Annotated in this window: 25 protein-coding genes; 17 read left to right on the top strand and 8 right to left on the bottom strand. The window is 49.1% G+C overall.

All coding sequences use genetic code 11. The features are described from left to right. Window positions 1-4 precede the first annotated feature (4 nt). The gene (locus ACN4EG_RS03755; protein WP_431627847.1) at window positions 5-928 is read right to left on the bottom strand and encodes an undecaprenyl-diphosphate phosphatase; all 924 of its coding nucleotides are present in this window, start codon (window positions 926-928) and stop codon (window positions 5-7) included. A 507-nt stretch (window positions 929-1435) separates the two neighbouring features. Here ACN4EG_RS03755 and ACN4EG_RS03750 point away from each other — a divergent pair. The 4 genes from ACN4EG_RS03750 (at window position 1436) to nadB (ending at window position 6075) form a co-directional block, all read left to right on the top strand. Next, a complete protein-coding gene (locus tag ACN4EG_RS03750) occupies window positions 1436-2050 on the top strand; it encodes a DUF3120 domain-containing protein (RefSeq protein ID WP_431627846.1) in 615 nt (204 codons plus the stop codon). Between the two features lie 460 nt (window positions 2051-2510). Then, a complete protein-coding gene (locus tag ACN4EG_RS03745) occupies window positions 2511-3497 on the top strand; it encodes an adenylate/guanylate cyclase domain-containing protein (protein WP_431627845.1) in 987 nt (328 codons plus the stop codon). A 145-nt stretch (window positions 3498-3642) separates the two neighbouring features. After that, window positions 3643-4089 (top strand): photosystem II complex extrinsic protein PsbU, encoded by a 447-nt coding sequence (gene psbU, locus ACN4EG_RS03740; RefSeq protein ID WP_431627844.1) that lies wholly within the window; start codon window positions 3643-3645, stop codon window positions 4087-4089. Window positions 4090-4314: 225 nt separating this feature from the next. Continuing rightward, complete coding sequence (gene nadB, locus ACN4EG_RS03735; RefSeq protein WP_431627843.1) at window positions 4315-6075, top strand: L-aspartate oxidase; 1761 nt, start codon at window positions 4315-4317, stop codon at window positions 6073-6075. A gap of 267 nt (window positions 6076-6342) precedes the next feature. On the opposite strand, the gene ACN4EG_RS03730 is transcribed toward nadB, so the two are convergent. Continuing rightward, entirely contained in the window at window positions 6343-6684 is a 342-nt protein-coding gene (locus tag ACN4EG_RS03730; RefSeq protein ID WP_431627842.1) for a DUF1830 domain-containing protein, read from the bottom strand. A 401-nt stretch (window positions 6685-7085) separates the two neighbouring features. Here ACN4EG_RS03730 and ACN4EG_RS03725 point away from each other — a divergent pair, with 401 nt between their 5' ends. Next, window positions 7086-8657, top strand: a complete 1572-nt coding sequence (locus ACN4EG_RS03725; RefSeq protein WP_431627841.1) for a photosystem II high light acclimation radical SAM protein — start codon at window positions 7086-7088, stop codon at window positions 8655-8657. 87 nt (window positions 8658-8744) lie between these two features. On the opposite strand, the gene ACN4EG_RS03720 is transcribed toward ACN4EG_RS03725, so the two are convergent. Together ACN4EG_RS03720 and clpS are read right to left on the bottom strand one after the other, a co-directional pair. Further along, window positions 8745-9611, bottom strand: coding sequence for a CPBP family intramembrane glutamic endopeptidase (locus ACN4EG_RS03720; RefSeq protein WP_431627840.1), 867 nt, complete (start codon window positions 9609-9611; stop codon window positions 8745-8747). A gap of 216 nt (window positions 9612-9827) precedes the next feature. Next, window positions 9828-10109 (bottom strand): ATP-dependent Clp protease adapter ClpS, encoded by a 282-nt coding sequence (clpS, locus tag ACN4EG_RS03715; protein ID WP_431627839.1) that lies wholly within the window; start codon window positions 10107-10109, stop codon window positions 9828-9830. 282 nt (window positions 10110-10391) lie between these two features. Between clpS and ACN4EG_RS03710 the strand changes: the two genes are divergently transcribed. Continuing rightward, window positions 10392-10787: a hypothetical protein gene (locus ACN4EG_RS03710; protein WP_431627838.1), complete on the top strand. Its 396-nt coding sequence runs from the start codon at window positions 10392-10394 to the stop codon at window positions 10785-10787. A 108-nt stretch (window positions 10788-10895) separates the two neighbouring features. Further along, window positions 10896-11717 (top strand): 4-hydroxy-tetrahydrodipicolinate reductase, encoded by an 822-nt coding sequence (gene dapB, locus ACN4EG_RS03705; RefSeq protein WP_431627837.1) that lies wholly within the window; start codon window positions 10896-10898, stop codon window positions 11715-11717. A gap of 487 nt (window positions 11718-12204) precedes the next feature. Here the strand turns inward: dapB and ACN4EG_RS03700 are convergent, their stop codons facing one another. Next, window positions 12205-12840 (bottom strand): precorrin-8X methylmutase, encoded by a 636-nt coding sequence (locus ACN4EG_RS03700; protein ID WP_431627835.1) that lies wholly within the window; start codon window positions 12838-12840, stop codon window positions 12205-12207. Window positions 12841-12994: 154 nt separating this feature from the next. Between ACN4EG_RS03700 and ACN4EG_RS03695 the strand changes: the two genes are divergently transcribed. Together ACN4EG_RS03695 and ACN4EG_RS03690 are read left to right on the top strand one after the other, a co-directional pair. Next, window positions 12995-14818: a hypothetical protein gene (locus tag ACN4EG_RS03695; protein ID WP_431627834.1), complete on the top strand. Its 1824-nt coding sequence runs from the start codon at window positions 12995-12997 to the stop codon at window positions 14816-14818. A gap of 43 nt (window positions 14819-14861) precedes the next feature. Next, the gene (locus ACN4EG_RS03690; protein WP_431627832.1) at window positions 14862-16349 is read left to right on the top strand and encodes a glycosyl hydrolase; all 1488 of its coding nucleotides are present in this window, start codon (window positions 14862-14864) and stop codon (window positions 16347-16349) included. 33 nt (window positions 16350-16382) lie between these two features. On the opposite strand, the gene ACN4EG_RS03685 is transcribed toward ACN4EG_RS03690, so the two are convergent. After that, window positions 16383-17327, bottom strand: coding sequence for an Rpn family recombination-promoting nuclease/putative transposase (locus ACN4EG_RS03685; RefSeq protein ID WP_431627830.1), 945 nt, complete (start codon window positions 17325-17327; stop codon window positions 16383-16385). Between the two features lie 232 nt (window positions 17328-17559). Here ACN4EG_RS03685 and ACN4EG_RS03680 point away from each other — a divergent pair, with 232 nt between their 5' ends. Genes ACN4EG_RS03680 through ACN4EG_RS03670 form a run of 3 tightly spaced genes read left to right on the top strand, consistent with a single transcriptional unit; the run spans window position 17560 to window position 19319 of the window. Then, window positions 17560-18354, top strand: coding sequence for a PspA/IM30 family protein (locus ACN4EG_RS03680; RefSeq protein WP_431627829.1), 795 nt, complete (start codon window positions 17560-17562; stop codon window positions 18352-18354). 9 nt (window positions 18355-18363) lie between these two features. Further along, on the top strand, window positions 18364-18834 hold the full coding sequence (locus ACN4EG_RS03675) for a thiol-disulfide oxidoreductase DCC family protein (RefSeq protein ID WP_431627828.1): 471 nt from the start codon (window positions 18364-18366) through the stop codon (window positions 18832-18834). Further along, window positions 18831-19319 (top strand): MEKHLA domain-containing protein, encoded by a 489-nt coding sequence (locus ACN4EG_RS03670; RefSeq protein ID WP_431627826.1) that lies wholly within the window; start codon window positions 18831-18833, stop codon window positions 19317-19319. Before ACN4EG_RS03675 ends, ACN4EG_RS03670 begins: the two co-directional genes overlap by 4 nt. Here the strand turns inward: ACN4EG_RS03670 and ACN4EG_RS03665 are convergent. Next, window positions 19309-20088: an MORN repeat-containing protein gene (locus ACN4EG_RS03665; protein ID WP_431627825.1), complete on the bottom strand. Its 780-nt coding sequence runs from the start codon at window positions 20086-20088 to the stop codon at window positions 19309-19311. The genes ACN4EG_RS03670 and ACN4EG_RS03665 overlap by 11 nt on opposite strands. Window positions 20089-20217: 129 nt before the next feature. On the opposite strand from ACN4EG_RS03665, the gene ACN4EG_RS03660 reads away from it, so the two are divergent. From ACN4EG_RS03660 to ACN4EG_RS03650, 3 genes are all read left to right on the top strand, one after another. Further along, complete coding sequence (locus tag ACN4EG_RS03660) at window positions 20218-21738, top strand: DUF3370 domain-containing protein (RefSeq protein WP_431627824.1); 1521 nt, start codon at window positions 20218-20220, stop codon at window positions 21736-21738. A gap of 139 nt (window positions 21739-21877) precedes the next feature. Continuing rightward, window positions 21878-22099, top strand: a complete 222-nt coding sequence (locus ACN4EG_RS03655) for a hypothetical protein (RefSeq protein WP_431627823.1) — start codon at window positions 21878-21880, stop codon at window positions 22097-22099. A gap of 1 nt (window position 22100) precedes the next feature. After that, complete coding sequence (locus ACN4EG_RS03650) at window positions 22101-22559, top strand: hypothetical protein (RefSeq protein ID WP_431627822.1); 459 nt, start codon at window positions 22101-22103, stop codon at window positions 22557-22559. Between the two features lie 46 nt (window positions 22560-22605). Here ACN4EG_RS03650 and ACN4EG_RS03645 read toward each other — a convergent pair whose 3' ends face one another. Continuing rightward, complete coding sequence (locus ACN4EG_RS03645) at window positions 22606-24012, bottom strand: pentapeptide repeat-containing protein (RefSeq protein WP_431627821.1); 1407 nt, start codon at window positions 24010-24012, stop codon at window positions 22606-22608. A 196-nt stretch (window positions 24013-24208) separates the two neighbouring features. On the opposite strand from ACN4EG_RS03645, the gene ACN4EG_RS03640 reads away from it, so the two are divergent. Further along, window positions 24209-24436 carry an addiction module protein gene (locus ACN4EG_RS03640; protein WP_431627819.1) on the top strand — a complete coding sequence of 76 codons (228 nt, stop codon included), beginning with the start codon at window positions 24209-24211 and terminating at the stop codon, window positions 24434-24436. Between the two features lie 32 nt (window positions 24437-24468). Next, complete coding sequence (locus ACN4EG_RS03635) at window positions 24469-24729, top strand: type II toxin-antitoxin system RelE/ParE family toxin (RefSeq protein WP_431627818.1); 261 nt, start codon at window positions 24469-24471, stop codon at window positions 24727-24729. Window positions 24730-24734 lie beyond the last annotated feature (5 nt).

The raw sequence follows: 24734 nt of genomic DNA, 5'->3' as shown, positions 1-24734 counted from the left end.
CAGTCTATCCCTTAAGCCACCCCAGTCCAATGGATGCAAATAGAAAGACGGCAAAGGCGAGGCGGTACCAGACAAAGACCCAGGTGCTTTGTTTTTGTAAGAACTTGAGCAACCAAGCGATCGAGAGGTACGAAAAAATAAACGTCGAAATAATTCCCACCAGCAAAGGAAAGGCCATGGCCGATTCTTTTACCACATCTTTAGTCTGCACCAAGGTCGCGATCGCCAACGTTGGAAAACCGAGGAGGAAGGAAAAACGTGCTGCCGTTTGCCGCTCCAGTCCTAGGAATAATGCAGTGGTGAGCGTAGACCCCGATCGGGATGCTCCGGGTAACAGCGCAACCATTTGCCCTAAGCCTACGAGAATGCCGTCCTTGGTTTTCAGTTGGCTAAATCGCCGTTTACGACTGCCGATTTTTTCCGCTAGTCCTAGTAACAGCGACATGACGATCGACATGATGGCAATTATCATTGGGCTTTCCAGTTCGACCTTTGACATCTTCAGCACCAATCCCCCCAGTAGAGCGGGCACGGTTCCGATCGCGATGCCCAGGAGAATTCTCCATTCTTCCCGTCGCCAATCCTTTTGCTGAAAAGCCTGCCACGCCCCCCGCACTAAGAAATCAAAATCCTTCCAGAAGTAAATCAAAACCGCAACCACGCTGCCAAATTGGATGGCGTCGATCGCTGCCTTACTCCAACCGGGTTTGGGGATGCAGTCCGGTGGAATGCTGGCCAATGCTTCGGTGCAACTGACCGCTTCCCAGCCCAGCAAGTCCCGGAAAATGATCAGATGGGCCGTGCTACTAATGGGCAAAAATTCTGTGATCCCTTGCACAATTCCCAAGACAATGCCCTGGAAGGCTTGAACAAACGGCGTCACTCCTGCCTCCGCCAATAGCATTGGCTCAATCTCTGCAAAGGGCATCCCAATCATAAATGTTGATTTTTACTTAGCTGTTGTATTGTGACAAAATCTGTGTAACTGAGAAATGTCGCTGAGATGACGATCGGACAGCATTTCAGTTGCAAAATTTCAGTCGCAAAGTTGATTTAGCAATTTCGTTAACCTCCCCTTCATCAATACGCCATTGGAAAGCGACAATCCGCAACAAGTGATGAAGGGACAAGCAGGCTGATTGAACCAGGCTGATTGAATATAGGATCATTTCGCTAGGGCGATCGTTACATTCTTAAACATTGCACTCTTCAACAATGGGACAGCCACCTAGATGAAGCGATGATGAAGCGATGTGTGCGTAAACTACAGGCTATTGAGAAGAGTGTGGTACTGTTAAGTAAGGTAAACTAAATTAATCAGCTTTTCAGAATTCCGTTGATTACTTACCCTCGCGATCCCCAAACCATTGTCCGAGCAACTGAATCTTCAATCAGTGCTCCTTTGTTTCAGTTCTCATTATCTCAGCGTTGGAGGGTGATTGCAGGTTCAGTCTTTTTAATTTCAGTCCCCGTTTTTTTCCAAGCCCCCCTCGTTCGATCGTTGCCTGCGGTCAGCCTAATTAGCACGATCGTCTGGGCATGGCTAAGTATTTACCTCTCGCAACAATCCAGAACGCGGGTTTGGGGTGAACTCCTGACAGGGTTTACTTGGACTTGGCTGGCGGGTTCCCTGTATTGGGGTTGGTTACGCTGGGAACCGACCTTACATTTACCTGTTGAAGCGATCGCGCTGCCGATCGCCCTGTGGGGACTTGCCCGAGGGTGGTGCAAAATCGGTAACCTTTTCTACCTTGGATCGCTTTTGGGAACTGCCGTTACAGATTTATACTTTTACGCAGTGGATCTGATTCCTGCTTGGCGACAGCTGATGCAAGAACCCAGTAATGTTGAGCCAATCTTTCACGTTGCACTCACCCAGATGAATACGCCCTGGGGGCAGTTGTGGATCATTTTATTAGGGGCACTACTTCTGGCCATTGGTCTAGGAACTATTCGCAGTCCCTCTCTCCATTGGTTAGCTTTTGGCGGAGCTGTTCTCAGTACAATTTTGGTAGATGGTCTATTTTGGGTTGCTGCTTTACTTGCGTAAGGCAGGATCATCAGATTAAGTTAGGAATATCAAGTGTCTGCATTGAATGTTTTCACTTGCTGTGGTCGTTCCCGTTGATGACAATCTTTGAGGTTCACGTTGCAACTCACTCAAAGAAGTGATTTTGAGTGACTGCTTGAAAGCAACTCCTTTAAAACCAGTGAGCTGTCTCGTTGCGCTGTCTTCGAGTTCAGCTTTCTTCGGGTTGCTCTATTTAAGGTTTGCCTGATCCTCACACTGGTGGTTTTCCTGTTGAGTCTTTGAAATTGACCGGGTTGCTTGATTCAACCTGGAATTCCTGTAATTATTTGGGATTCCTAAAGTAATTCGGGATTCCTGTAATACTCTGGGATTGATACGAATTTTTTAAAATTCCCAGGTTTGCTCGCATCTTTGATTTTCCAATGCAAAGGAATCTCAGATGTGAGGATTTTTTGTAAGGCTTATTTGGCACACACCTGTGGTTACTGTTCAACCCGCTCCACATCTACTTTTGCGCACTGACTCGGGTAGTCAGCGATGGCTGTTGAATGAAGGAACTTGCTGGACGATCGGACGAGGGGATGAAAATGACTTTGTTCTGGGCGATCGGTGGATTTCTCGTAACCATGCCATGCTGCAAAGTATGGAAAATGGTGAAATCTACCTGATTGATTTAGGTAGTCGTAATGGATCCTTTGTCAATGGTCGTCGAGTCAGTGTTCCGGTTACGCTTCGCAATGGAGATCATTTAACTTTTGGGCAAACAGAGCTGGAGTTTTACTGTCCTACCCACCATTTGGAACAGGATGACGAATCCCGTGAATTTACGGCTACCGCAACCTTGCATGTGCGTCGCCTGATTTCTGTACTGGTGATTGATATTCGGGATTACACGGTGTTAACCCGACAACTGGATGAAGGAGTCTTGTCGGAAATGATTGGTCAATGGTTCCGACGAGCGGGGGATATCATCCGCAACCATGGTAGCTGGGTGGATAAATATATTGGAGATGCTGTCATGGCAGTTTGGATCCATGGAACCCAAGAGGTGAGTCCCCAGGAAATGCTCTCGGTGGTGCAATCTGTGGACGAACTGCACCAAATGACGAATGAACTCTCCCAAATCTATCCTGTCCCCTTCCCGTTGCGGATTGGAGCAGGGATTAACACAGGCTATGCTATGGTCGGCAATACAGGTTCTGGAGATCGACCAGACTATACAGCCCTAGGAGATACCGTCAATGCAGCCTTTCGCTTAGAAACGATTACGAAACAGATTGGGCGCGATGTGGCGATCGGTGAAACCACCTATCAATACATGGTGCCGCTGCTGATTGCCTGCGATCCTTTCAAGCAACATACGGTCAATCTGAAGGGCTACGATGAACCGACCAATGCCTATGCTGCGTCCTTTCAAAAAGTCAATGAGTTTTTGCTTCGACAGGCTGCTACTCCGCATTCTTAACGGTTCTTTTCCCTAACCGTTCTAACAATTGTTAAGAATCCTGAGAACTCTCCCCTACTTGATAACGACACCGTAACAGAGAAATGATAGTCTCTAATAAAGCTGTGTAGAGAGTCTGCTCGATTCGAGTGGGAGGGTTAAATTCATGAAGCGTATTGTTCGGTGGCTATCCGTTCTCAGCATCATCGTGGGCTGTCTAGGATGGCTAGGTAATGTCCCAAGCGCAATGGCGGCTAGTTGGGGTGGCGGTGGCGGTTTCTGGATGCAATCTACGCCTGTCCTAGCTGCGGAAGCGGGTGAGCTCCGGAATGCTATGTCGGATAAATTGGCCACAGAGTTTGGTAAGAAGTTGGATTTGAATAACACCAACGTTCGTTATTTCCGTGATTTACCAGGGATGTACCCCAAACTGGCGGGTATCATTGTCAAAAATGCGCCCTATTCTCAAGTCAATGATGTCTTAAACATTCCTGGTCTGACCTCTGAACAGAAGTCTGTTCTTGAAGGGTACCTGGATAAGTTTACGGTTACGGATCCGGATTCTGCCCTTGTGGAAGGTGGCGATCGTATCAACAATGGGATTTACCGCTAATTTGTGCTGGAAGATTCAATTGGGTTGAATCGGGTAGGCTCAGGCACTCGCAGCTAATTCCCAGGATTCAACACCAACAATTCCAGAGAAGGCGTCATCCAGTTCTGTATCACGGATCAAACTGAACTTTTGATTGCTCTCTGCACCGTGCTCGACCTGCTCGTGTTGCAGAGAGTTTTTTATTACTAAGCGATTTCTCAACACGTTTCTCAACACTGTTTCTCAATGACCGAATCGACCGAGGAGAGACCGATCGTGGATGGGCACAGGGTGGATAGGCAATTTGATGTTTTGGTGGTGGGTGCGGGGGCCGCAGGACTATACAGTGCCTTGTGCTTACCAAAACATTTACAAGTTGGCTTGATCAGTAAAGACAAACTGTCTCGATCGGCCAGTGACTGGGCTCAAGGGGGCATTGCTGCCGTTGTCTCTTCGGAAGATTCTACTGAGCTTCACATTGCCGATACCTTGAAAGCTGGGGTCGGGCTGTGCGACTACGATGCGGTCAAGTTTCTTGTGGAACACGCTTCAGACTGTATCCATGATTTAGTCGATCTCGGGGTGGCCTTCGATCGCCAAGACGATCAACTCGCCCTAACCTTAGAAGCGGCCCATTCCCGACGCCGAGTGCTCCACGCTGCGGATACCACAGGCCGCGCAGTGGTGAGTACCTTGGCAAATCATGTTCTGGCTCGTGACAACGTTCAGGTGTTTTCCCCAGCTTGTGTCCTGGAACTGTGGATGGAAGGGGGCCGATGTCACGGAGTTTGTTTGGTTTATCAGAATCAAATTCAGTGGATCGCAGCCAAAGCTGTTGTGCTGGCAACGGGTGGCGGTGGTCAGGTCTTTGCCCAGACGACTAACCCCAAGGTCAGTACGGGGGATGGTGTAGCGATCGCCCATCGAGCGGGTGCCCTTCTGCGCGATTTAGAATTTTTCCAATTTCACCCCACTGCCCTGACGCAACCCGGAGCCCCCCGCTTTTTAATCAGCGAAGCTGTCCGAGGAGAAGGAGCCCATTTAATTGATAAAACGGGCCGCCGCTTTACCTTTGATTACCATCCTGCAGGAGAATTAGCGCCCCGAGATGTGGTTAGTCGGGCAATCTTCAGCCATCTGCAAAAAACTGAGACGGATCCCGCCAGTGCCCACGTCTGGCTCGATTTACGGCCCATTCCCCCCGATCGCATCCACCATCGGTTTCCGAACATCATTCAAGTCTGCCAACAGTGGGGAATTAATATTCTGAAGGATCCCATTCCAGTGGCTCCAGCAGCGCATTATTGGATGGGCGGTATCCTTGCAGATACGATGAATCGCACTTCCATTCCCGGACTCTATGCCGTGGGTGAAACGGCGAGCACTGGGGTCCATGGGGCAAATCGGCTGGCCAGTAACTCACTGTTGGAATGTATTGTATTTGGGGCGCAATTGGCTCAGCTTGATCCTGGAAGTCTCCCTGTTGCTAAGTCTTCTGTGGCTGCTCCAGAGTTTCCGCCTGACATTTCTGGAGAAAACGTTACTCATCCAGAGGATGTCCCTGTGCCGATCGTCCTCTCACCCATTTCGCCTACTGAAATGGATTGGATCCAAAAAATTCGACTGGAACTACCCAGGCTAGTTTGGCAAAGTGCAGGAATTTGTCGGGAGCATTCCTATTTAGAAACCGCATTAACTCAGATTCAGCAGTGGCAAACAGAATTTTCTGACCTGGAAGTGAGTCGATCGCTTCGCCAGATTCATCCTGGGCAAACCTTGTTTCTAGCAGATCAGGAACAAGGGGAAGGCGCATTGAGGCAGTGGGGCGAACTCCAAAATCTATTGACGATCGCTCATTTGATTCTACGCAGCGCCTATTTTCGGACCGAAAGTCGTGGCGGCCACTACTGCTTAGATTTTCCGGAGACTGCTGAGGAGTGGACTGTACATACCCTCATTCAAGACGATCGCTGGTGGAAGGGTGAGGTGCAAACAAACAGGCCGTAGGTTTATCCCCAGCTAGGAGCCAAGCCTGCCAAAAATTGACCCAAACAAAGAAAAAAGCGGAGAAAGTTGCTAGTCACTTTCTCCGCTGCGCAAAACTGATTACTAAACGGAATAGTCAAACAATGCAATAGTCAAACTCAGTCGTTCTAAACTTTGCCTCTTATTGAGCGATGAAGAGTCTGCTTTGGACTCGTCTGCTTAACGGACTTACCTGGTTGGTGATCTCCAGATGTGTTGGTGATCTCCAGATGTGCTTCGGTAGGATGGCTAGGACGCGATCGCGGCATTTGCCCGAACAAGTCCTTCATTCCGTTCTTCAATCACCTGTTCAGGCATAACTTGCACCATGGGAGCTGCCTGCACACAAAGCTTATGGCAAGGGATCGTATCCGATAAAATTGCACTTGCCATCATCCCCGTATGGATCTCCAGCAGGGCTTCCGGTAAAGCCTCAAACATTAAACGCTGACCTGGAAAAACCACACGCTCAAAGTACCACTTTGGAATGTTGGTAATTCGGACAACTTGAATCTGACTGGTTGCATTGAGATAGCAACAGACTAATCGAGCAGACGTCTCAGACGGTAGTGGATCAAAAATTTGTGCCATAGTGCCCTAAGGATGACATCCCAGATGTGAGGATAACGAAACTGAACTCACTTTGAACACTAACACCCCACGATCCCAGGGAACTGTCAAGACAACTACCATCTTTTATTTGTATTAATTATTCATAGCAAAATAATAATTATGAGAAACGTGTTGGAATGCTGGGGCCAATTGTCTGATCCCCTCTGGTGCTTGAGACGAGTGCTTGAGGCGTGCCGAGGGAGGGTAAGTGGAGCCTCAAATGTCCTGGGTTTAGAGAACCTTGGCAAATTCTTGGAAAATCCAACCAGGGACAAGGTTCCGGTGGTATCGTAAAGTTATGTGAAAGTTCATTTCAGATTTGTTGTGGAGTGAACTGATCCCCACAATTCCCACGCCTGAATTTGCCCTGTGGATTTCCTATGGATGCTCGAATTCTCTACGTCCGGCTGCCCTGTAACCCCATTTTCCCCATTGGGGTTGTCTATTTGGCCGACCACGTCCATAAGCTTTTTCCTGGGATCGAACAGAAAATCTTTGATCTGGGGACGGTGCCACCTCTGGACTACGTCAGCGCCATGGAATCAGCGATCGACCAGTTCCAGCCGAATCTCCTTGTCTTTTCCTGGCGAGATATCCAAATCTACGCACCCGTGGGCGGGCGGGGAGGCAATCCCTTACAAAATGCCTTTGAGTTTTACTATTCCCTGAACCCACTTCTCAAACTGCGGGGCGCGATCGGGGGCCTGCGGATGCTGACCTCCTACTACGGGGAGCTGTGGCGCAACCAGACTCTAATTAAGCGCGGGATCAAACGGGCTCAACAGTATGTGCCCGATGTCACGACGGTGGTTGGCGGCGGCGCAGTTAGTGTGTTCTATGAGCAATTGGGCAATAAGCTTCCCAAGGGCACCATTATTTCCGTAGGTGAAGGTGAAGCGCTGCTGGAAAAACTGATTCGTAAGGAAAGCATTGCCCAGGAACGGTGTTATATCGCAGGAATGGAACAGCCCCGCCAGCGTCTGATCCATGAGCAACCCGCCGCGATCGAGAAAACGGCCTGCAATTACGACTACATTGAAAAAATTTGGACGGAGTTTGAATATTATTTCCAGTCCGATGACTTCTATGTGGGCGTGCAAACCAAACGGGGCTGTCCCCATAATTGCTGCTATTGCGTTTACACCGTGATTGAGGGCAAGCAGGTGCGGATTAATCCCGCCGATGAAGTGGTGCGGGAAATGCAGCAGCTCTACGATCGGGGCATTCGCAACTTCTGGTTTACCGATGCGCAGTTCATTCCGGCGCGGCGTTTTATGGACGATGCTAAGGAGTTGCTGCGGAAAATTATTGCTGCGGGTATGACCGACATCCATTGGGCAGCTTACATTCGAGCAGATAACTTGGATCCAGAACTGGCAGATTTGATGGTTCAGACAGGCATGAACTATTTTGAGATCGGCATTACTAGCGGATCCCAAGAGTTGGTGCGCAAGATGCGCATGGGCTATAACCTGCGCACGGTGTTGCAGAACTGTCGTGATCTCAAAGCTGCGGGGTTCAACGATCTTGTTTCAGTCAACTATTCCTTTAATGTGATTGATGAAACCTTTGAAACGGTGCGGCAGACGATCGCCTACCACCGGGCCTTAGAAGAAGTCTTTGGGGCGGATAAAGTGGAGCCTGCCATCTTCTTTATTGGGCTGCAACCCCACACGCATCTGGAAGATTACGCCTTTGAAAATAACATCGTCGATCGCAGCTACGATCCCATGAATCAGATGCCCTGGAATGCCCGTAAGCTGCTGTGGAATCCAGAACCCCTGGGTGCGTTTTTTGGGGAAGTGTGTTTGCAAGCCTGGAAACGCAATCCCAATGATTTTGGCCGGGAAGTCATGCAGGTTCTAGAGGAACGGGTGGGGCGTGCTCCGTTAGAAGAGGCATTAACTGCACCGATCGCTGTAGTGAAAAAAGAACCCGCATTGACTCGTTAATGCGACTGCTCTATCTTCCTTAAGGAAAAAATTCAAGTTCTAACAACTCCATTCCTACGGGGGTGGAGTTGTTTGGTGGCTAAAAAATTACCCTTTCAAAATTTTGGCCGATCGCTCGCGGACTTGCATCAACTTCCGGAGCCCGATCGCCATCAACCCCAGGGTCATCACGCCTGGAAAACTTGCTAGCGGATTGCCATTCATTCCGGTCAGCCAAGTGGGTACCGTTGCCACTGGATGGATTAGCTTGCCTACATTCAGAATGTAGTAACCTCCGACTAATCCTCCATGGAGGCCGATCGGTAGACCAATTTGTCCGCCAGTGGCTCGTTTTGCCCAAGCTAAAGACAGCCCTAAAATCAACAAAGCCGGAAAGGTGAGCCAAGCGGCAATCAGCTCTGACAAGGGGCGGATAAAATGGGCGATCGCAAAAATCAAGCTACTGACCACAGTTGCGATACTGGGTGAATAATCCCGCTCTAGTTCGTTAAATAACCACCCCCGAAAGAGTAATTCTTCAGCAAAGGCTAACAGGACTGAGATCAATAACGCTTCTCCAATAATCCGAGGCAACGTTGCAGCCATGGGTAGCCACTGCACCCACCCCAGCTCGCCTTCCAGCAGAAATAATCCAAATACTATTGCCCATCCCAGACATAATCCCGCTAAAAGATTGCGGCTATTGCCAACGAAAGGGCGTAAACCATAGCGATGCAAGGGTTGCGATTCGTTGTAGAGTAATCGATTCCAGACTTGTATGAGGGCGAGAAATTCCAGATACAAAATCGGCATCGTCAGCAGAGATTCTAGATTTTGGTCTTCGACGAGTGCCGCGATCGGCCCCGCGATCGGAACCCAGAACAGCAGCAAAATCAGGAGAAAGCAGACGATCCGCAAAGGCGCAGGAAATTTCGCCAAACGTTTAAGGGGTTGCAAACTTGCTGGCCGTACCATGTGCCTATGTTCCTCACTTCGCTTTCCACGAGAAATCGGGGCAAAGCTCAACTCAGCCCCGCTTAACTCTATTTCAACTCACAAGACTTCGCTGAATGATTTCTGGATAATCGCTCGATCGTCCAGAAATCATTCATGTCCAGAACTCAACAACAACTCATCAACTGCGGTTAGCCTTCATCTGTAGCTATCTGAATATGTAGCTATCTGGCTCATTTAGGCGTCGGGCTCGATCGTGCTTTCCAGTCCGTGCTGCTTCAGCATCTCACTGTAGAATTCAGCCGGTTCAAGGGCACAGGTAATGACGAGTGCCTGTCCATTCGTATGGGCTTCCATCATAATGCTGACCGCTTGGGGTTGGGTCAAGCTCGGAACGGTGTGTATCAAAGTTTGCACAACGTACTCCATCGTATTGACTGGATCGTTGTAGAGTAGCACACGATACTTGGGTGCTAATTGACGGGACGTTGAACGTTGTTCAATAGTCTCGACAGCCACTGTGACAACCTCAATAAATTTGCTAAAGCTTGCTTTTACATCTTTTCAGAGATTTTTGCGATTACGCTACCCAAAATCTCGTTAGAGGGGAAGGCTTTTGACAGACTAGAGCCTATCTAAGGTTCGACGATATGAAACCTGTATTGTTATAACATTTCTGTCCTGAGTCTGCCAGCTTTCTCCTCATTTCAGCGGAGATTTTTGACAACAGGACACGCTAGTCATTGCTTCGATTGAATTTCTACAATGGAATGAGAATGATCGAATCAATACTATATCTCTATGACCACGGTTCCCCATTTCTCCCCAAATCAAATTGTCTGTATTGAACAAGATGCAGAATTCGTGTTTGGAGAAGTTGTACAAATGGTTCCTAGTCGTGGATTGTGCTGGGCTAGACCGATCGCGATCGCCCGTCCTGTTCCAAATTTGTTCCTGCTGGAACTGGTACAAGACCTACGGGATAGCTCCGATCTGCTCTTACCGGCTGCGCTGTTTCGAGAAGCCCTGGATACGGAAGTTCTACCGTTAATGTCTGCCCTTCTCAACCCAGAAAAACCAGCTCCTCCCCAACACAGCCAAGACGCCCGTCGTTGGCTCAACCAATTTGTTCGGCAGATTTGTCAAACACGCCCCGAAGTCTTTAACTCCGTTCCTGTACATTCCATGGAAGGTTGAGCGCTGGACATCAGAATTACTTTAGAGGGTGCCCACGGTGAAATAATAGCCTTTGGGCCAAAGCCCGAATGATTTACCGTTTGTAGGATTTACCCGAGGGAACCCATCATGAGCCAGCCGATTCCTGTTGTGGTCAATGGTGCCACCGGCAAAATGGGGCGTGAAATTGTTAAAGCGATCGCCAGTGCGCCTGATTTACAACTCTTTGGCGCGATCGCCCACAATCCCAAATGGGAAGGGCAAGACATCGGTGAAGTTGTGGGGTTAGACCCCTTAGAAGTGCCCATTACACGGGACTATGAGCCGATGATGGCCATGCTTTCCCAGGAAAAACAATTGGGTGTGGTGGTGGATGTTACCCACCCGGAGGCGGTGTATAACAACATTCGCACGGCGATCGCCTACGGGGTGCGACCCGTAGTGGGAACGACGGGGTTGACGCTGGATCAAATTCAGGAGCTAGCCGAGTTTGCTGACAAAGCCAGCACAGGTTGTATTTTGGCTCCCAACTTTTCGATCGGTGTCATCTTGATGCAACAGGCTGCCCTGCAAGCCTCGAAATATTTTGATCATGTTGAAATTATCGAACTGCACCATAACCAAAAGGCCGACGCCCCCAGTGGTACGGCGGTGCAAACGGCTCAACTTCTGGCGGAAATGGGCAAGACCTACAATCCTGCCAAGGTCACTGAGACGGAAAAACTCCAGGGAGCCCGAGGAGCCCTCGCAGAAGAGAATATTCGCATTCACAGTGTGCGTCTACCGGGCTTTATTGCCCATCAGGAAGTAATTTTTGGGGCACCGGGTCAAATCTATACCCTACGCCACGACACTACCGATCGGGCTTGCTATATGCCGGGAGTTCTGCTGTGTGCCCGCAAGGTGATTGAATTGAAAACGTTAGTTTACGGGATGGAGAAAATTCTGTAGGCCATTGAGGTCGATTGGCGCGTAGCCAAAACCTTCATCCTGGGTAGGCGAACCCGGAATTAGCCAAAAAAATTGCCTGACCCACTAAAGCCCCCAGGGTCAGGCACTGTACCTGTAAGGACGCTGAACCATCGAAGGAGACTAAACGAACTGTAGTTGCCCCCTAGCTGCTTAGTTCTTCGAGCGCGTTCCTCAGATTCGTCTCCTATTGTCAGGAAAATTGAGCTGTGTCCCCTCGAGGGAAGTACTCATCTTTGTTATTGTGTCTAGAGAAAATTCTGGTGGGATCTCCGTAAAACTCCCATGAGCAGTTACCATAACTTGCGTTCAAGTGGGTTTTGCGACCGAATTTGTCTCCCCTAGGGCGCTTCCATCTCATTGTCTAGCTAGAGCCGAGGTGCCGCTTCTGTAGCATCCTCGGGTCTGATGACTGACTTGTTAGCCGATGACTGACTTGTTAGCCGATGACTGACTTGTTAGCGATGACTTAGTTGTTAGCTGAGGTTTCTTGCTGGCCATAGGCTTGCCAAGCGATGTCCACTAAGCCATTCATGAGTGCCGCTGCGACCACTGCACTGCCTTTGCGGCCTTCCGTTCGGATATGGGGAATTAAAGAATCTTGCAGACGTTGCTTGGCCACATCTGCATCAACAAAGCCAGCAGGGGTTCCTACCACTAGGGCAGGCCGAATTTCCTCTGCTTCAATCAATTCTGCGAGGGTGAACAGGGCGGTTTGGGACTGGCCCACCACAAAAATGCCCTCAGGGTAGCGCCGAGCCAAGGTTTCAATGCCCCAGGCCGACATGGTTTTTTCTTTTTGGGGGCGGGTGAGGGTTTCCATGGCGCAGTAGATGGGATTGGCAAAGGTGTGTTGAATATTTTGGGAAATTCCCACCTGCACCATTGGTACATCCACAATAATGGTTGTTCTTGCCGCTAGGGCTGCTGCACCTGACTGGAGGGCCGTTTCCGAAAAGCGAATCAGAGACTTGTACTCAAAATCAGCGGTGGCGTAAATGACTCGTCGGACAAGCTCATATTCAGCCGGGGTAAAGGTATGGGTTCCGACTTCCCGATCGATGATCGCCAAGCTGTGGGCATCGGAAATGTGCCACTCCATCATTGTCTGCTACTCAACAAACTAGGTTTAACGCTCAAAAACTCAAAACTAATGAATCGCAAAATGTAACGATTCATAGGAGATTGCGTCTCCATGACAACTATAGACGAATACACTATAGGTTGCAGAAAAACAAACTATCGCTTTGGATCGACTTATGAGTTATCACTTACTGTCGATTTCCCAATTGGGAGTCAGTCCCACCGTATCTTTCCCCTGCTATTTTGCAGTCAGTACTGCCCCGATTAATGTTGAGGATGCGATCTCAATCAGAGATGAGAGTCCAGCGGATAAAATCCGAGAAATTACGGACTACTTAAAACAAAAAGATGCTGACGCAGAAGTTTTAATTTTGATTCATGGCTATAATACTGGCCGTGATAATGTCCGCCGATGGTATCGCGAAACCTGTGAATACATTGCTCGGAATTATCCGCAATTCCCCAAGGGGTTAGTCGTGATTGGCTACCGATGGTCTTCAGAACAGATCTCGGGGGATGAATCTGGAAAATTTGCGGATAAGCGTTTATTTGCTTGGGAATCGTTACCTAAGTTTGCAAAAGGTGTTTATGTTATTTCCTTGGTAGGAATTGCCGTAGGTGCAGTGGGCGGACTACTGAGTTTTATTCTTGCCTTTTCCAGCCAAATTCCTTCTCTATTTCTTTTAGCATTATTTTCAATATTTTTACTCATTGCATTAACTTTATTGTCTCCTATTCTGACTCTATTTATTCTGAGATTGTCTGGCTATTTTAGAGATGTTTTTAGAGCTGATCAGTATGGCGTGGCTGATTTGGTTGAATTGATTCGTAATCTGGATGATCGACTCGTTGAGTCGATCGACTTACCTGAGCGTTATCAACGGGAGGATTACTGGCAAAAAAACGGGCGCAAAATCCGTCTATCCTTTGTCGGGCATAGTATGGGAGCCTTTGTGGTGACCAATACAGTTCGAATTTTATCCGATGTATTCGATCGCCGTTCGATCGGGAGTCTCAGCCTTGTTGCCCAATGCAAAATTCCGCCTGCGGGTGTGGGGAATGTTTTTTCCCTAGGACGATTGGTTCTAGTTGCGCCAGACATTCCTGCGGAAACGTTGATTACTGGACGGGCCAATGTGTTGCGATCGTCATTGCGCCGATTTGAAGAAGCCTATTTGTTTTCCAATGAAGGCGATATGGCTCTGCGATTGGCGTCCACTACAGCTAACTATTTCTCCTACCCTACCCGCACCCGTACAGGGGGATATCGTTTAGGAAATGTAGTGGTGCGGGATTTGGTCGATGTGGGGAAACAATGCCTGGAAAAAGCAGGAATTCTCAATCTGACGACGGACAGCCATCTAGTTGAAACCAATGAGAAAAATCCCTTTTTGGATTACCTCTACTTACAGCGCCGTTGCTCCCTGGCCGATCGCCAAAACAGTATTTTTTGCCAACAGTCAATGGATCAAGAGTTAGCTAAGGAGCAGCACAAGTCGATCGCAGAACTCTTTACTTACTTTGACTGTACCAATTACCAAGAAGCCGTCGTGAATCCCAAGACGGGAGAAGTAGTGATCAATCCCAAAACCAACGAGCCCCTAACCAAAGGAATTGTGAGTCGAGCCTCTGGAAAAATCAGCTTAGACTTTTGGGACTATGTGGCGCTAACGTGGGATTTTGCTCGGGGTAAAGTGGATCCCCATGGTGGCTATATTTTTGCGGCTGATGCTCACTTAACGAAGCGAGTGATCTATGGTCTAGCTTGTTTAGGTTGGCAAGGATTTCTAGACAGCTTACGGAAGGACGCCATGTTTCCTCAACTGTTGGCGCATATTCAGAGTAACCGTCCCGATTTGGAGGAGCAACAACAGCATTGGCTTGCGGCTTTGCAAGTGTTACATAACTTGTGTGAAGCCCGTGGATTGCAGGTTTTGCTGTCTCCGGAACGCTATCAGGTTGATATCCTGGGTAACTCTCGCGATCGTTACGGTTACTAAATATCCATTCAGTAAGATGCCACCACCAATTGCGAGACAACCTATGCAAATGCGTTGGGTGTGGAAAGCCTGGAGCCGCTGGGCGATCGCGGGATTCCTCGTGCTGGGCTTGGGTACTGCTTGTAATGCGAGTCTGCTGGGCCGATCGCCTGCATCCTCTCCCCCACCTCCGTCCAAACTAGCCAGCGTAATGCTAACGGCGAAATCTGGGGAACAGCAAAAATTTGGTGGCTTTGGTGTGAGTCAAATTGTCTCGAAGGACTATGCCCAGTTGCCCTATGGCCGCCGGAAGGAGCTCTCGCAGGTTCTGTGGAAAGACCTACGGCTGAATACGCTGCGCCTCTGGTTCTTTATGGATGTCTACGCGCCGAAACCCGGCCAGCGCCAACTTCGCCCTATGTTTACCGAGCCCTATCTCCAAATGGTGCGGGATGCTCAGCAAACGGGACAACTTCAAAATCTATTGCTTGCGCCGACCGGAGTTCCGCAGTATTTGCTGGAAAAGCGGGATGGTGGGATGCGGATTCGTCCCGATAAGTTGGTGGATTGGGCAGAGACGATCGCGAATTTTATCCAAGAGGTGCGCGATCGCTATGGCATTCAAATTAACGTAACGGGTATCCAGAACGAACCCAACGATGATCATGTCAATTTTTCCAAGGGCGAAATTGCCCAAGCGGTGAAGCAACTGCGGCGATCGTTGGATCAGCGCAAACTGAATGCAGTCAAAATCATTGCGCCGGAAAGCTCCAATGCTGATGGGTATGCCGAAAGACTGATTGATGATTTGAAGCAGGATCCCGATGCTTGGAACGCGATCGAGGGCATTGCGACCCATTCCTACAACATGGCTGCGACTCCGGCCATGGTCGATCGGGTGCGGAACACGGGTAAAACCTACTGGCAAACGGAAGCGGGAGCCAACGGCCCAGAGGAGCCGGGTAACGCCATGATTGCGACTTCCATGGCCGCGCGCTTTTTGAACGATGTGAACCACTGGGTGACCCATTGGATTTGGTTTATCGGGGCGGCGCAGGCCGATCCAAACGACAATGCGACTCGGTTGATGAAGTATGAAGCCGATCGGCCCCAAAGGACTTGGTTAACGCGGTTTAAGAAATACGACTACTTGCAGCAATTGAGTCAGACCTTTGAGGTCGGTGCCACCTTTCGCACGGTGGAAAGTTCTCTGGACGGCAAAATGGTCTGGACCTATGGTAAGAAGCCCCGGATTAATGCGGCGGTAGCTCGGAACCCTGATGGAAGCTGGGCGATCGGGATCACCAATTTCACCTCTGAGGAAGGTCGTCACTCCCAGGATCCCCATGACCAAACGGGCTATCCGCGTCAAACCTTTTCTGTCACGCTCAAAATTAACGAATTAATCGGTGGCAGTCCAACACGCTTGCAAGTGCGACGCAGCAATGCGCAACTCAGTAATCAAGAACAGGCTGAGATAATGCTACGCAATGGAGTTGTGACGCTAGACATTCAGCCCTTAGAACTGGTGACACTGCGATCGCGACCCTGAGGAAAAAGTCAAAAACGGCTCAATGGGTGACGGTCAGACAGGGTGCTGGTCTAGCCAAGTCGTTAAGTCATCCAGTGAGTTGAAATTGAGCAAGGAAGTTGCTAGGGCTGCTAACTGATCCAGCGAAAGAGAGGCAAGGCGATCTTGTAGCGGGGGAGGTAGTTGTCCAAGTTTTTGGTTTAAAAGAAGAGAAATTAACGATCGCCGTTCTTTTTCAATGCCTTTTTCAATGCCTTTTTCTTCCCAACTGGTTGTCAGCTGCATAATTGCCTCCTTTTCGGCTATGCCCAGTCTATCAATTTCTGCTTGAAACCTCTGTTCTTCCTGGATATTCAAGCGCAGATAGGTATCGACAAATTTTGAGATTAACCGTGTTTTGGCGGGGTCAAGTTTCAAGGTCACTAAAAGCCGCAAACATTCGGCTTTGACTTGGGGGCGATCGCGTTTAGCGATTTTCATTTTTGCCATCAAGGCTGCTGCAACTGGGTTAGGACGATCGAGATAATCTCGCCAGTTCAGTTGATTCAGTTGAATGGCTTGAAAACGAAATTCCAGGACTTTCAAATGAGGAAATTCAATCTCAAAGAGATTACTCTCTGCGCGATAGGGATAATCGAAGGAAAAAATAACGATCGGGTAAATATTCTTCACGTAGTTCTGATGCAGTCGTGCTAGGTAATAGAACATCCTGCGAGCGATTTGAGAATCGCGATAAGACTGTGCTTCGATATGGCATAGAAATGTGGTGTCTTCTCCGGCCAACTTGACTTCTACCAGCAGATCAATAATTTTTTCGTCGCCGCCTACCAAGTCCGCAAAATACTCTTGGGGCAGAAATCTGATGGACTCAGGATCAACTGCTTCTGCAAGCTCTGGGACAAAAAGTTCCAAGAATTCTAAGAAAAAAGTCGAAATCAATTCTTTGAAATTCTGATTGTGGTTGGTATTGCCTGGATTGGGCTCAGAAGGATGGGGCATGAAATCTGTCAGTATGAACTTTGCTATCCACAGATCTGTGCTTAATCGGGGGGTACCAAGAGGGCAACGCATAACCGATTCGGCGATCGCCCTATAAAGTTCTCGGAAATCCGTCCTCGGAAATTGAATAGAGGAGTACCGATTTTTCGCGGAACTTCCTAGACTGGAAAGGAAGCTATTCAAATTTTGTCAATCAACGTCCAACTTAACAGCTAATTTACAAGGAAGCATTATGGGACTGTTCGATCGTGTGAGCCGCCTTGTTCGTGCCAATCTGAATGATGCCGTCAGTAAGGCTGAGGATCCTGAAAAAATCTTGGATCAAGCTCTCATGGATATGCAGGAGGACTTGGTTAACATGAAGCAGGCGGTGGCTTCCGCGATCGCCACCCAAAAGCGCACGGAACAGCAGGTTGCCAACAATCAACGGGAATCCGACACTTGGCAACAGCGGGCTCAACTCGCACTCCAAAAGGGCGACGAAAACTTGGCTCGGGAAGCCCTGATGCGCAAAAAATCCTTCACGGAAGCGGCCACAACCCTGAGTCAGCAACTGTCACAGCAAGCTACCCAGGTCGATGCCCTGAAGCGGAATTTGATCGCCCTAGAAGGCAAAATTTCCGAAGCGAAAACCAAGAAAGACATGCTCAAGGCTCGGGCGGCGGCAGCCAAAGCCAACGAGCAACTGCAATCCACCGTTAACAGCATGAGCACAGGTTCTGCCATGGCAGCCTTTGAGCGCATGGAAGATAAGGTGCTTCAAATGGAAGCCCGTTCCCAAGCCGCAGCAGAACTGGCTGGAGCGAACCTAGAAGCTCAATTTTTATCTCTGGAATCCGGCGATGTAGATTTGGAACTGGAAGCGATGAAAGCCCAGTTACTCGGCGGTACCTCTGCCCAGACCCAACAGCAACTCCCTCAACAAGCTACCGCAGGCGCTCCGGTACCTGGTGCAAAGGCTGCTCCCCAAGATAAGGCGATCGATGCTGAGTTGGAAGCGCTGAAAACCCAATTGGATCAACTTTAGGATTATCCTGTGAAGCCTGCGAACATCGATCGCGCTCCCACCCTGCGGTACACCGTCGTCTACGACGGCAACTGCAACCTCTGCTCCAACTTGGTGCAACTGCTAGAAACCCTCGATCGGGGCCAACAGTTCCAGTACATCCCCATGCAGGATTCCGAGGGACTCGCTACCTATGGCGTTGCCCCCGCAGATTGTGAGCAGGGGATGATTCTGATCCACCCAATTGATCTGAACCAGCGCTGGCAGGGCAGTGCGGCAGCGGAGGAGATTGGTCGTCTGTTACCCTTGGGCGCAATCTTTGTAGCGGCCTACCGGGGCATACCGGGCATGAAAGGGTTAGGCGATCGGGCTTATTTACAGATTCGCGATCATCGTTACGACTGGTTTGGGCGACGGCAGCAGACCTATCGATCGCGCTATCCAGCCTGTGATAATAGCTGTGAACGTTATTTTGCGGACTCCCCGTCTTCTTTGCAATGACTGTAGTTTCAACGATCGATCCTGCACCTTGGCAATCCCCAGAAATTCTGCGCCATGTGCAGCGGTTACTCAACAGCTTTGAACAACAGGTTGGACGATCGCTGTTAGTCAATCAAGGCAGTCCAGACACGATCGCCCAAGCTCTCTTTGAGGCTCCCTTTGTCGTGGTGTCCCATGGCACCGAAGCCGATCCAATTTTTAATTACGGGAATCAGCAGGCGTTGAACCTTTGGGAATTTGACTGGGAAAGCTTTACCCAATTGCCGTCACGCAAGTCCGTTGAACCCAGTGAACACATCGATCGGGAACAGCTTCTCGCAGAAGCAAAACTGAAAGGGTATGTCAGCAACTACCGAGGGATTAGAACTTCCCGCACAGGCCGCCGCTTTTGGATTGACAATGTGATTTTGTGGGGCGTTGTGGATGAGCAAGGCGAACCCTGTGGACAGGCTGCTACCTTTGACCAATGGACGTTTATCGAATAAATCCAGGGGTGTTCGGCGGTCTACGACTTGGCTGCTCGCCTAAAAACTGCCCATTGCGCCAGCGCCCAACGACCTGTTGCCCATTGGCAAAGGTATAGGTGCCTTGCCCGTTCCATTGGTTATTGCGCATTTCCCCTTCATAGCGATCGCCGTTGGCTAACGTACAGATAGCAATCCCAACGATCGTGCCATTCTGAAAAAATCCCTCACAGCGCGTTCCATCGGGATAGATGAAGGAGCCATTGCCTTGGCGTAGGTTATTGTCAAATAATCCTTCATAGCGGCTCCCACTGGGAAAGATGCAAACCCCAGCCCCGTTCAGTGCATCATTTTGGAATTGGCCTTCGCAGCGGGTGCCATTGGCATAGATGAAGGTGCCGCGCCCTTGCCGCTGATTGTTGACAAACATCCCTTCATAACGATTGCCGTTAGGGTACTGGCAGTTTGCTTTGCCATTCAGAAAATTCTTGCGAAACTCGCCTTCGCAGCGGGTTCCATCAGCGTAAGTAAAGGTACCTTGCCCCTGCCGTTGCCCATCCCGAAACTCCCCTTGGTAGCGGTTGCCACTGGGGAAATTGCAAGTGTGCTTGCCATTCAAAGTGCCATCTCGATACTTACCGTCACAAAATGCTTCCGCTTGGGCAGACTGAAGAGGGATCACTAGGCTGATACAATAGGCGATCGCTGCCCATTGGGACGATCTTATCCACCCCTTTGGCAGAGATTGCAGCGGATTTTCTGACATTTTTGTCGGATTTCTTGCCTGCATAGTGTTTTGATTAGTAAGGATAATATCTGGCTCGGAAACTAAACATCCCATTCAAAACCCCTATCAAACCATTTAACAAGCCACTTGTAATCACAATTTTTGATGATACTTGCCTGATGTTGATAACCGTTGTCTGATGTTACCGAAGTCCTGAGATTGGATGAGTCTGGTTTGAGTCTGATGATTTTTCCCTTATTTCCCTTCGCCCAAGCTCTACCTATTCCGACGGTTCCGACCCCTGTGCCAACCAGTCCACCGATTCAGGTGCCAGAACCGCCGAAAAGGCCGATTCCTCCGGTTTTTGTCTTGCCTCCCCAGGAAGACATTGCCCCCCAGGAAAGTCTACCGCGTCAAGAGATTCTCCAGGTTCAAGAAATTCGGACATTGCCGGGGCAACTAGACGAGGTGCCTGTTTTCAACAGTAATAGCCCAGAAATGGTTTTGGATGAAGGGGTTCTTCTTTCGACCTTACCGCCAGAGGGCAAGTTGTTTCCCAAAGCCCATCTGAACTATGCCTTTAATGGACGGTTCGACATCTTTTCCCACCACATTAGCCGAGCCAGTACACCCAGCCAGATTCGATCGCTCTTTCAAGGCATTTTGGTGCAAAATCCGGGGACCCAAGCGGTCACGATCGAAGTCTTGCAGGCCGCGAGCTATCTGACCCGCCCCGATGCCTTATTTGTTGATTTGCCAGATTACCAAGAAGATCCGATCGGGACGGTGTTTTCTGGCCCCGGTAGTCGGGTGATGAGTGACATTCTGCGCGGTCGTCGCCAAGGCAGCTTACCCACTTGGATGGTGATTCCACCGGGGGAAAGTCGCATGTTGATGAATTTACCGATTCCCGCTGGCCTAGTGACGCCAACGTCCAATGGTCGATCGACGATGATTCGGCTACGCAGTAGTGGCCCGGTGTATTTGGCCTCTCTCGCGATGTATGCACCGCGCAATTTGGATGGAACGGAGCGCATTCCCACCCAGGCGGAATGGGAACAGTTTGCGTTAACGGCTAATTTGGCAGGACCAAGGGATTTGCCTCCCACGCCGCCGACGGAACGACGGGAACGGGTGATCTATGGTCGGGTGGCTGGCGTTGCCCAAGGGTCTCAATGGCAGGCCAAGTTAACGGATTCTCCCAAGAGCGATCGCTTAACGATTCCCCGTCCTGGCACGGCTTTTTCCTATGGCATTAGTACCCTACCGCGAGGTACCTTTGGCACTGGACAAATTCAAAGCGCCAAAATGCTAGTGCGCTATCCCGATACGGCCTATCTGGCCAATGGCAACTATGGTATTCAGTACAGTCTGACCCTGCCGTTACACAACAACACGCGCCAAGCCCAGAAAGTGGCCTTGCTGTTTGAAACGCCGATTAAGCACGATCGTAGTAAACAGGAAGCGCTCTTTTTCAATCCGCCGGAGCCGAAGATTTTCTTCCGAGGGACGGTGCGGGTGCAATACCAGGATGATGCAGGAGTGAAACAGACGAAATTTGTCCACCTAGTGCAGCGGCGCGGCCAACAGGGTTCGCCGTTAGTGACCCTGAAGTTACCAGCCGGCGATCGGCGTTTGGTTGAGGTGGATTTCCTCTATCCTCCCGATGCCACGCCCCCACAGCTTTTAACCGTCAGCACCCTCAAGGATTAATGGCTAGAATGCAGAGGGTATACACAGTGGCGTAGAGGTACAATCCTTTAAAGTGGATGAAGACAGGTTTGATTTAGATTCTCATCAAAGTAGTCTTTCCTGTTTGTCTCTGCATGAAAAAAATAAGAGCTGTTAAGGTATGCCAAAACCCAGATACGACGAGGACAGAGATGAAACTCGTCATGCCGCAGCGGATGAAGAGTGCTGTGAAGAGATGGCAGATCGTCACAGTTGGAGTTTGAATCGTGTAGAGCCAACATCTAGCGATATCTTGAGCGTTGATTGCGTCTTTGATGGTTATTGCGAATTTCCGCAATCCCGTATGGACAGAACTCAAAGTGATGATTCCAAGGAGGATTGAAATGCGTAAGTTGATTATCTTCAAGGCCGATCGAGGGGAAATCCAGAGGTATCGCCAACAGACTGGTACAAAGCTCGGAGAATCATTTTATCGAGTGGCAAATGCGAACTCAGTGCCCTCTTTAGTGACCACAATTGCAGAGCATTATGATTGTAGTAATAAGCCTTCGCCAGAAGTTGGCTATCGACTAACTGAAACCGTCCCAGAGAATCGAGATCGCTTCAGGGATAGTGGATGGGAGGTTGTTCGAGTATCTGAGTATTTAACGGAGCAGCCCTTGCCTGAGGAGGGTGGATTTGATGCTGTATGCATTTGCTATTGTGCATACAGACCTTTGGATCCGCAGATGGAATGGTCTAAGGAAGCCCACCGAATCACTCCAACTTTAGATTCTTTTAGAGGGAATCAAGCAGCTTGCGATCAATGGCTAGAGACTCAAAAGCAACCGATCGAAAGGTAATTTGGGCACTTCAATTTAGATAAGGGGATGAAGATTATTGAGGGCTTTACGGTTGCACTAGCTCAACACCAAACTTCTTCCCTAACTCCATCACATTGTTGCTGAAATCAGTAGCAGTGGCAATTGCACCCCCTAATTGCACTGCGATCGCGAGTAGTGCCATTAATCTGACCTTAATGCGGTTAGGGTCACGCTTTTCAGGTTGCTTGAGGTCATCTGCCAGGTCTCCTAGATGCACCTCTACACTAATCTTGGCATCCTGTGGGAACTGCTCTGCCTGAGATCGCAAGGTGCGGATTAATTGCCCAATCTCATCCAGGTTGTTGTTGATGGTCTGAGAGTAGTCATTAAAGGTGCCCCCACTAGCGATTCCATGGGGTGCATAGTTAGTGGCTTTAATGTAAGTGTCACCCGATGATGATTGGCTAGTGGACACGGAATTTGCCTCCATATTAATTGGTCTACTTGCAAGCAGCTTGGTAATCTCTATCATGTTGGCACTTTCGCGCCTGTAGCTCTCAATCTCAATGTCTTTTGCATGGAGCTGAGTGCGATATTGGACTTCTAACAGTTTCAATTGTGCCTGATACTTCTCTTTGGCAGCACTTTCAAGAGCTGCCTTATCTACATCAACAGCAGGTGTCTCTAATCGAATGACAAAAGCACCAGCAGCCTTCTTCTCAATGGCTTGAATGGATAACTCCTGGTCTGCATATTGTGCTTGGAGCTCCTGGAAAGACTGGAAGAATGCTTTCCAGTCAATGCCGTCTGCAAAGATGAGGTCTACGGTCTCTATTACCTTTTGGAAGAGAGCTGCGAATTCACCGGGAGCAAAGTTCCTGTTGGGATCACTGGGACGACGTTCTTGCTGATTTTCCCGTAAGTAGACATAATCACAGGTAACATCATTCAAATTAGTATCAATGTTGATATTCCAGTCCTGAATACAGGCTCCAGTAAGCGTTGAGTTACTAAAGTCAGTCCCTAATGCTTGAAGCTCTGTAAGGTTTGAATCTGCAAGATCAGCTCTACTTAAGTTAGCCTTGTTAAGATTTGCGTAACTTAAGTCAGTTCCCCTTAGACTACAACGGCTTAAGTTAGCAGAGAACAGATATGCGTTGCCAAACTCAACATCTCTAAGATCAGAACCATGAAAATCTGCCCCAACTAAGGAAGCATCAATAAAGGAGGCTCTACTAAACTTAGTTCTAAATTTTGCTTCGATTAATACTGCGTCTTGTAATTCTGCCCCTCGAAAATCACTGGCAACAAGATTAGCTCCTATTAAGATGGCCCTATGAAGGTTGGCATCGCTGAGGTCGGCATCACTGAGGTCAGTCATACTGAGATCGGCGTTACGGAGATCAGGCTTCACACCTGGGTTAGCTTTCCTCCACTCATTCCAATCTTTTACTCCCTGCTTCAGGATTGCCAAGTGCTCCCTGTTCGCCATGCTCCAGATACCTCCTTCGACAAATCTTAACTACTCCCCTTTCTCCCTAAGCTACTTTGCGGTGCTGCTTTTTTCCTGATGAGTCTAAATTTTAGTTAGCAGCGTAGAGCCAAACTGCATCAATTCGTCATGACTAGACATATTGTGGCCAGTGATAGACTTGAAGCAGATTGCCTGTCACTATGGTGAAATCAGCATGAACACAGAGTTTACTCAAGTTTTTGAGTTAACCCTCTCAGAAAAATTGCAACTGCTGGAAGATTTGTGGGACAGTATAGCCCAATCTCCAGAACAAGTTCCTGTACTTGACTGGCAAAAAGAAGAACTTGCTAAACGAAAGGCTGCTTACCTGCGGAACCCTAACTCCGGTAGTTCTTGGGAATTGGTGAAGGAGCGGATTCGCAACAGGCAGCATGGTGCTTAGAAATCTGATCCTTGAGCCAGAGGCAGAACAAGATGTGGCACTGGCTTTCACTATGGTATGAAGATCAAGAGCTTGGTTTAGGTGAAGAGTTTCTTCGTTGTGTTGATGCTTGTGTTCAATTCATCCAACGCAACCCAGAAATGTATCCGATCGCCCACGAAAGCTACCGAAGGGCGATCGCTCGGCGCTTTCCCTACGTGGTTTTCTATGAGTATTCAGACACAATCATTGTTGTTTATGCTGTTTTCCACTGTTCTCAGAACCCGGAGAAATGGCGCAGTCAGTTGCCTTAGAACCC

It is taken from the genome of Alkalinema pantanalense CENA528 (genome assembly GCF_050753345.1).
In the GTDB taxonomy this organism is placed as follows: Bacteria; Cyanobacteriota; Cyanobacteriia; order Leptolyngbyales; family Leptolyngbyaceae; genus Alkalinema; species Alkalinema pantanalense.
The sequence above is the reverse complement of the archived record's forward strand: the minus strand, read 5'-3'. Positions and strand labels throughout refer to the sequence as shown.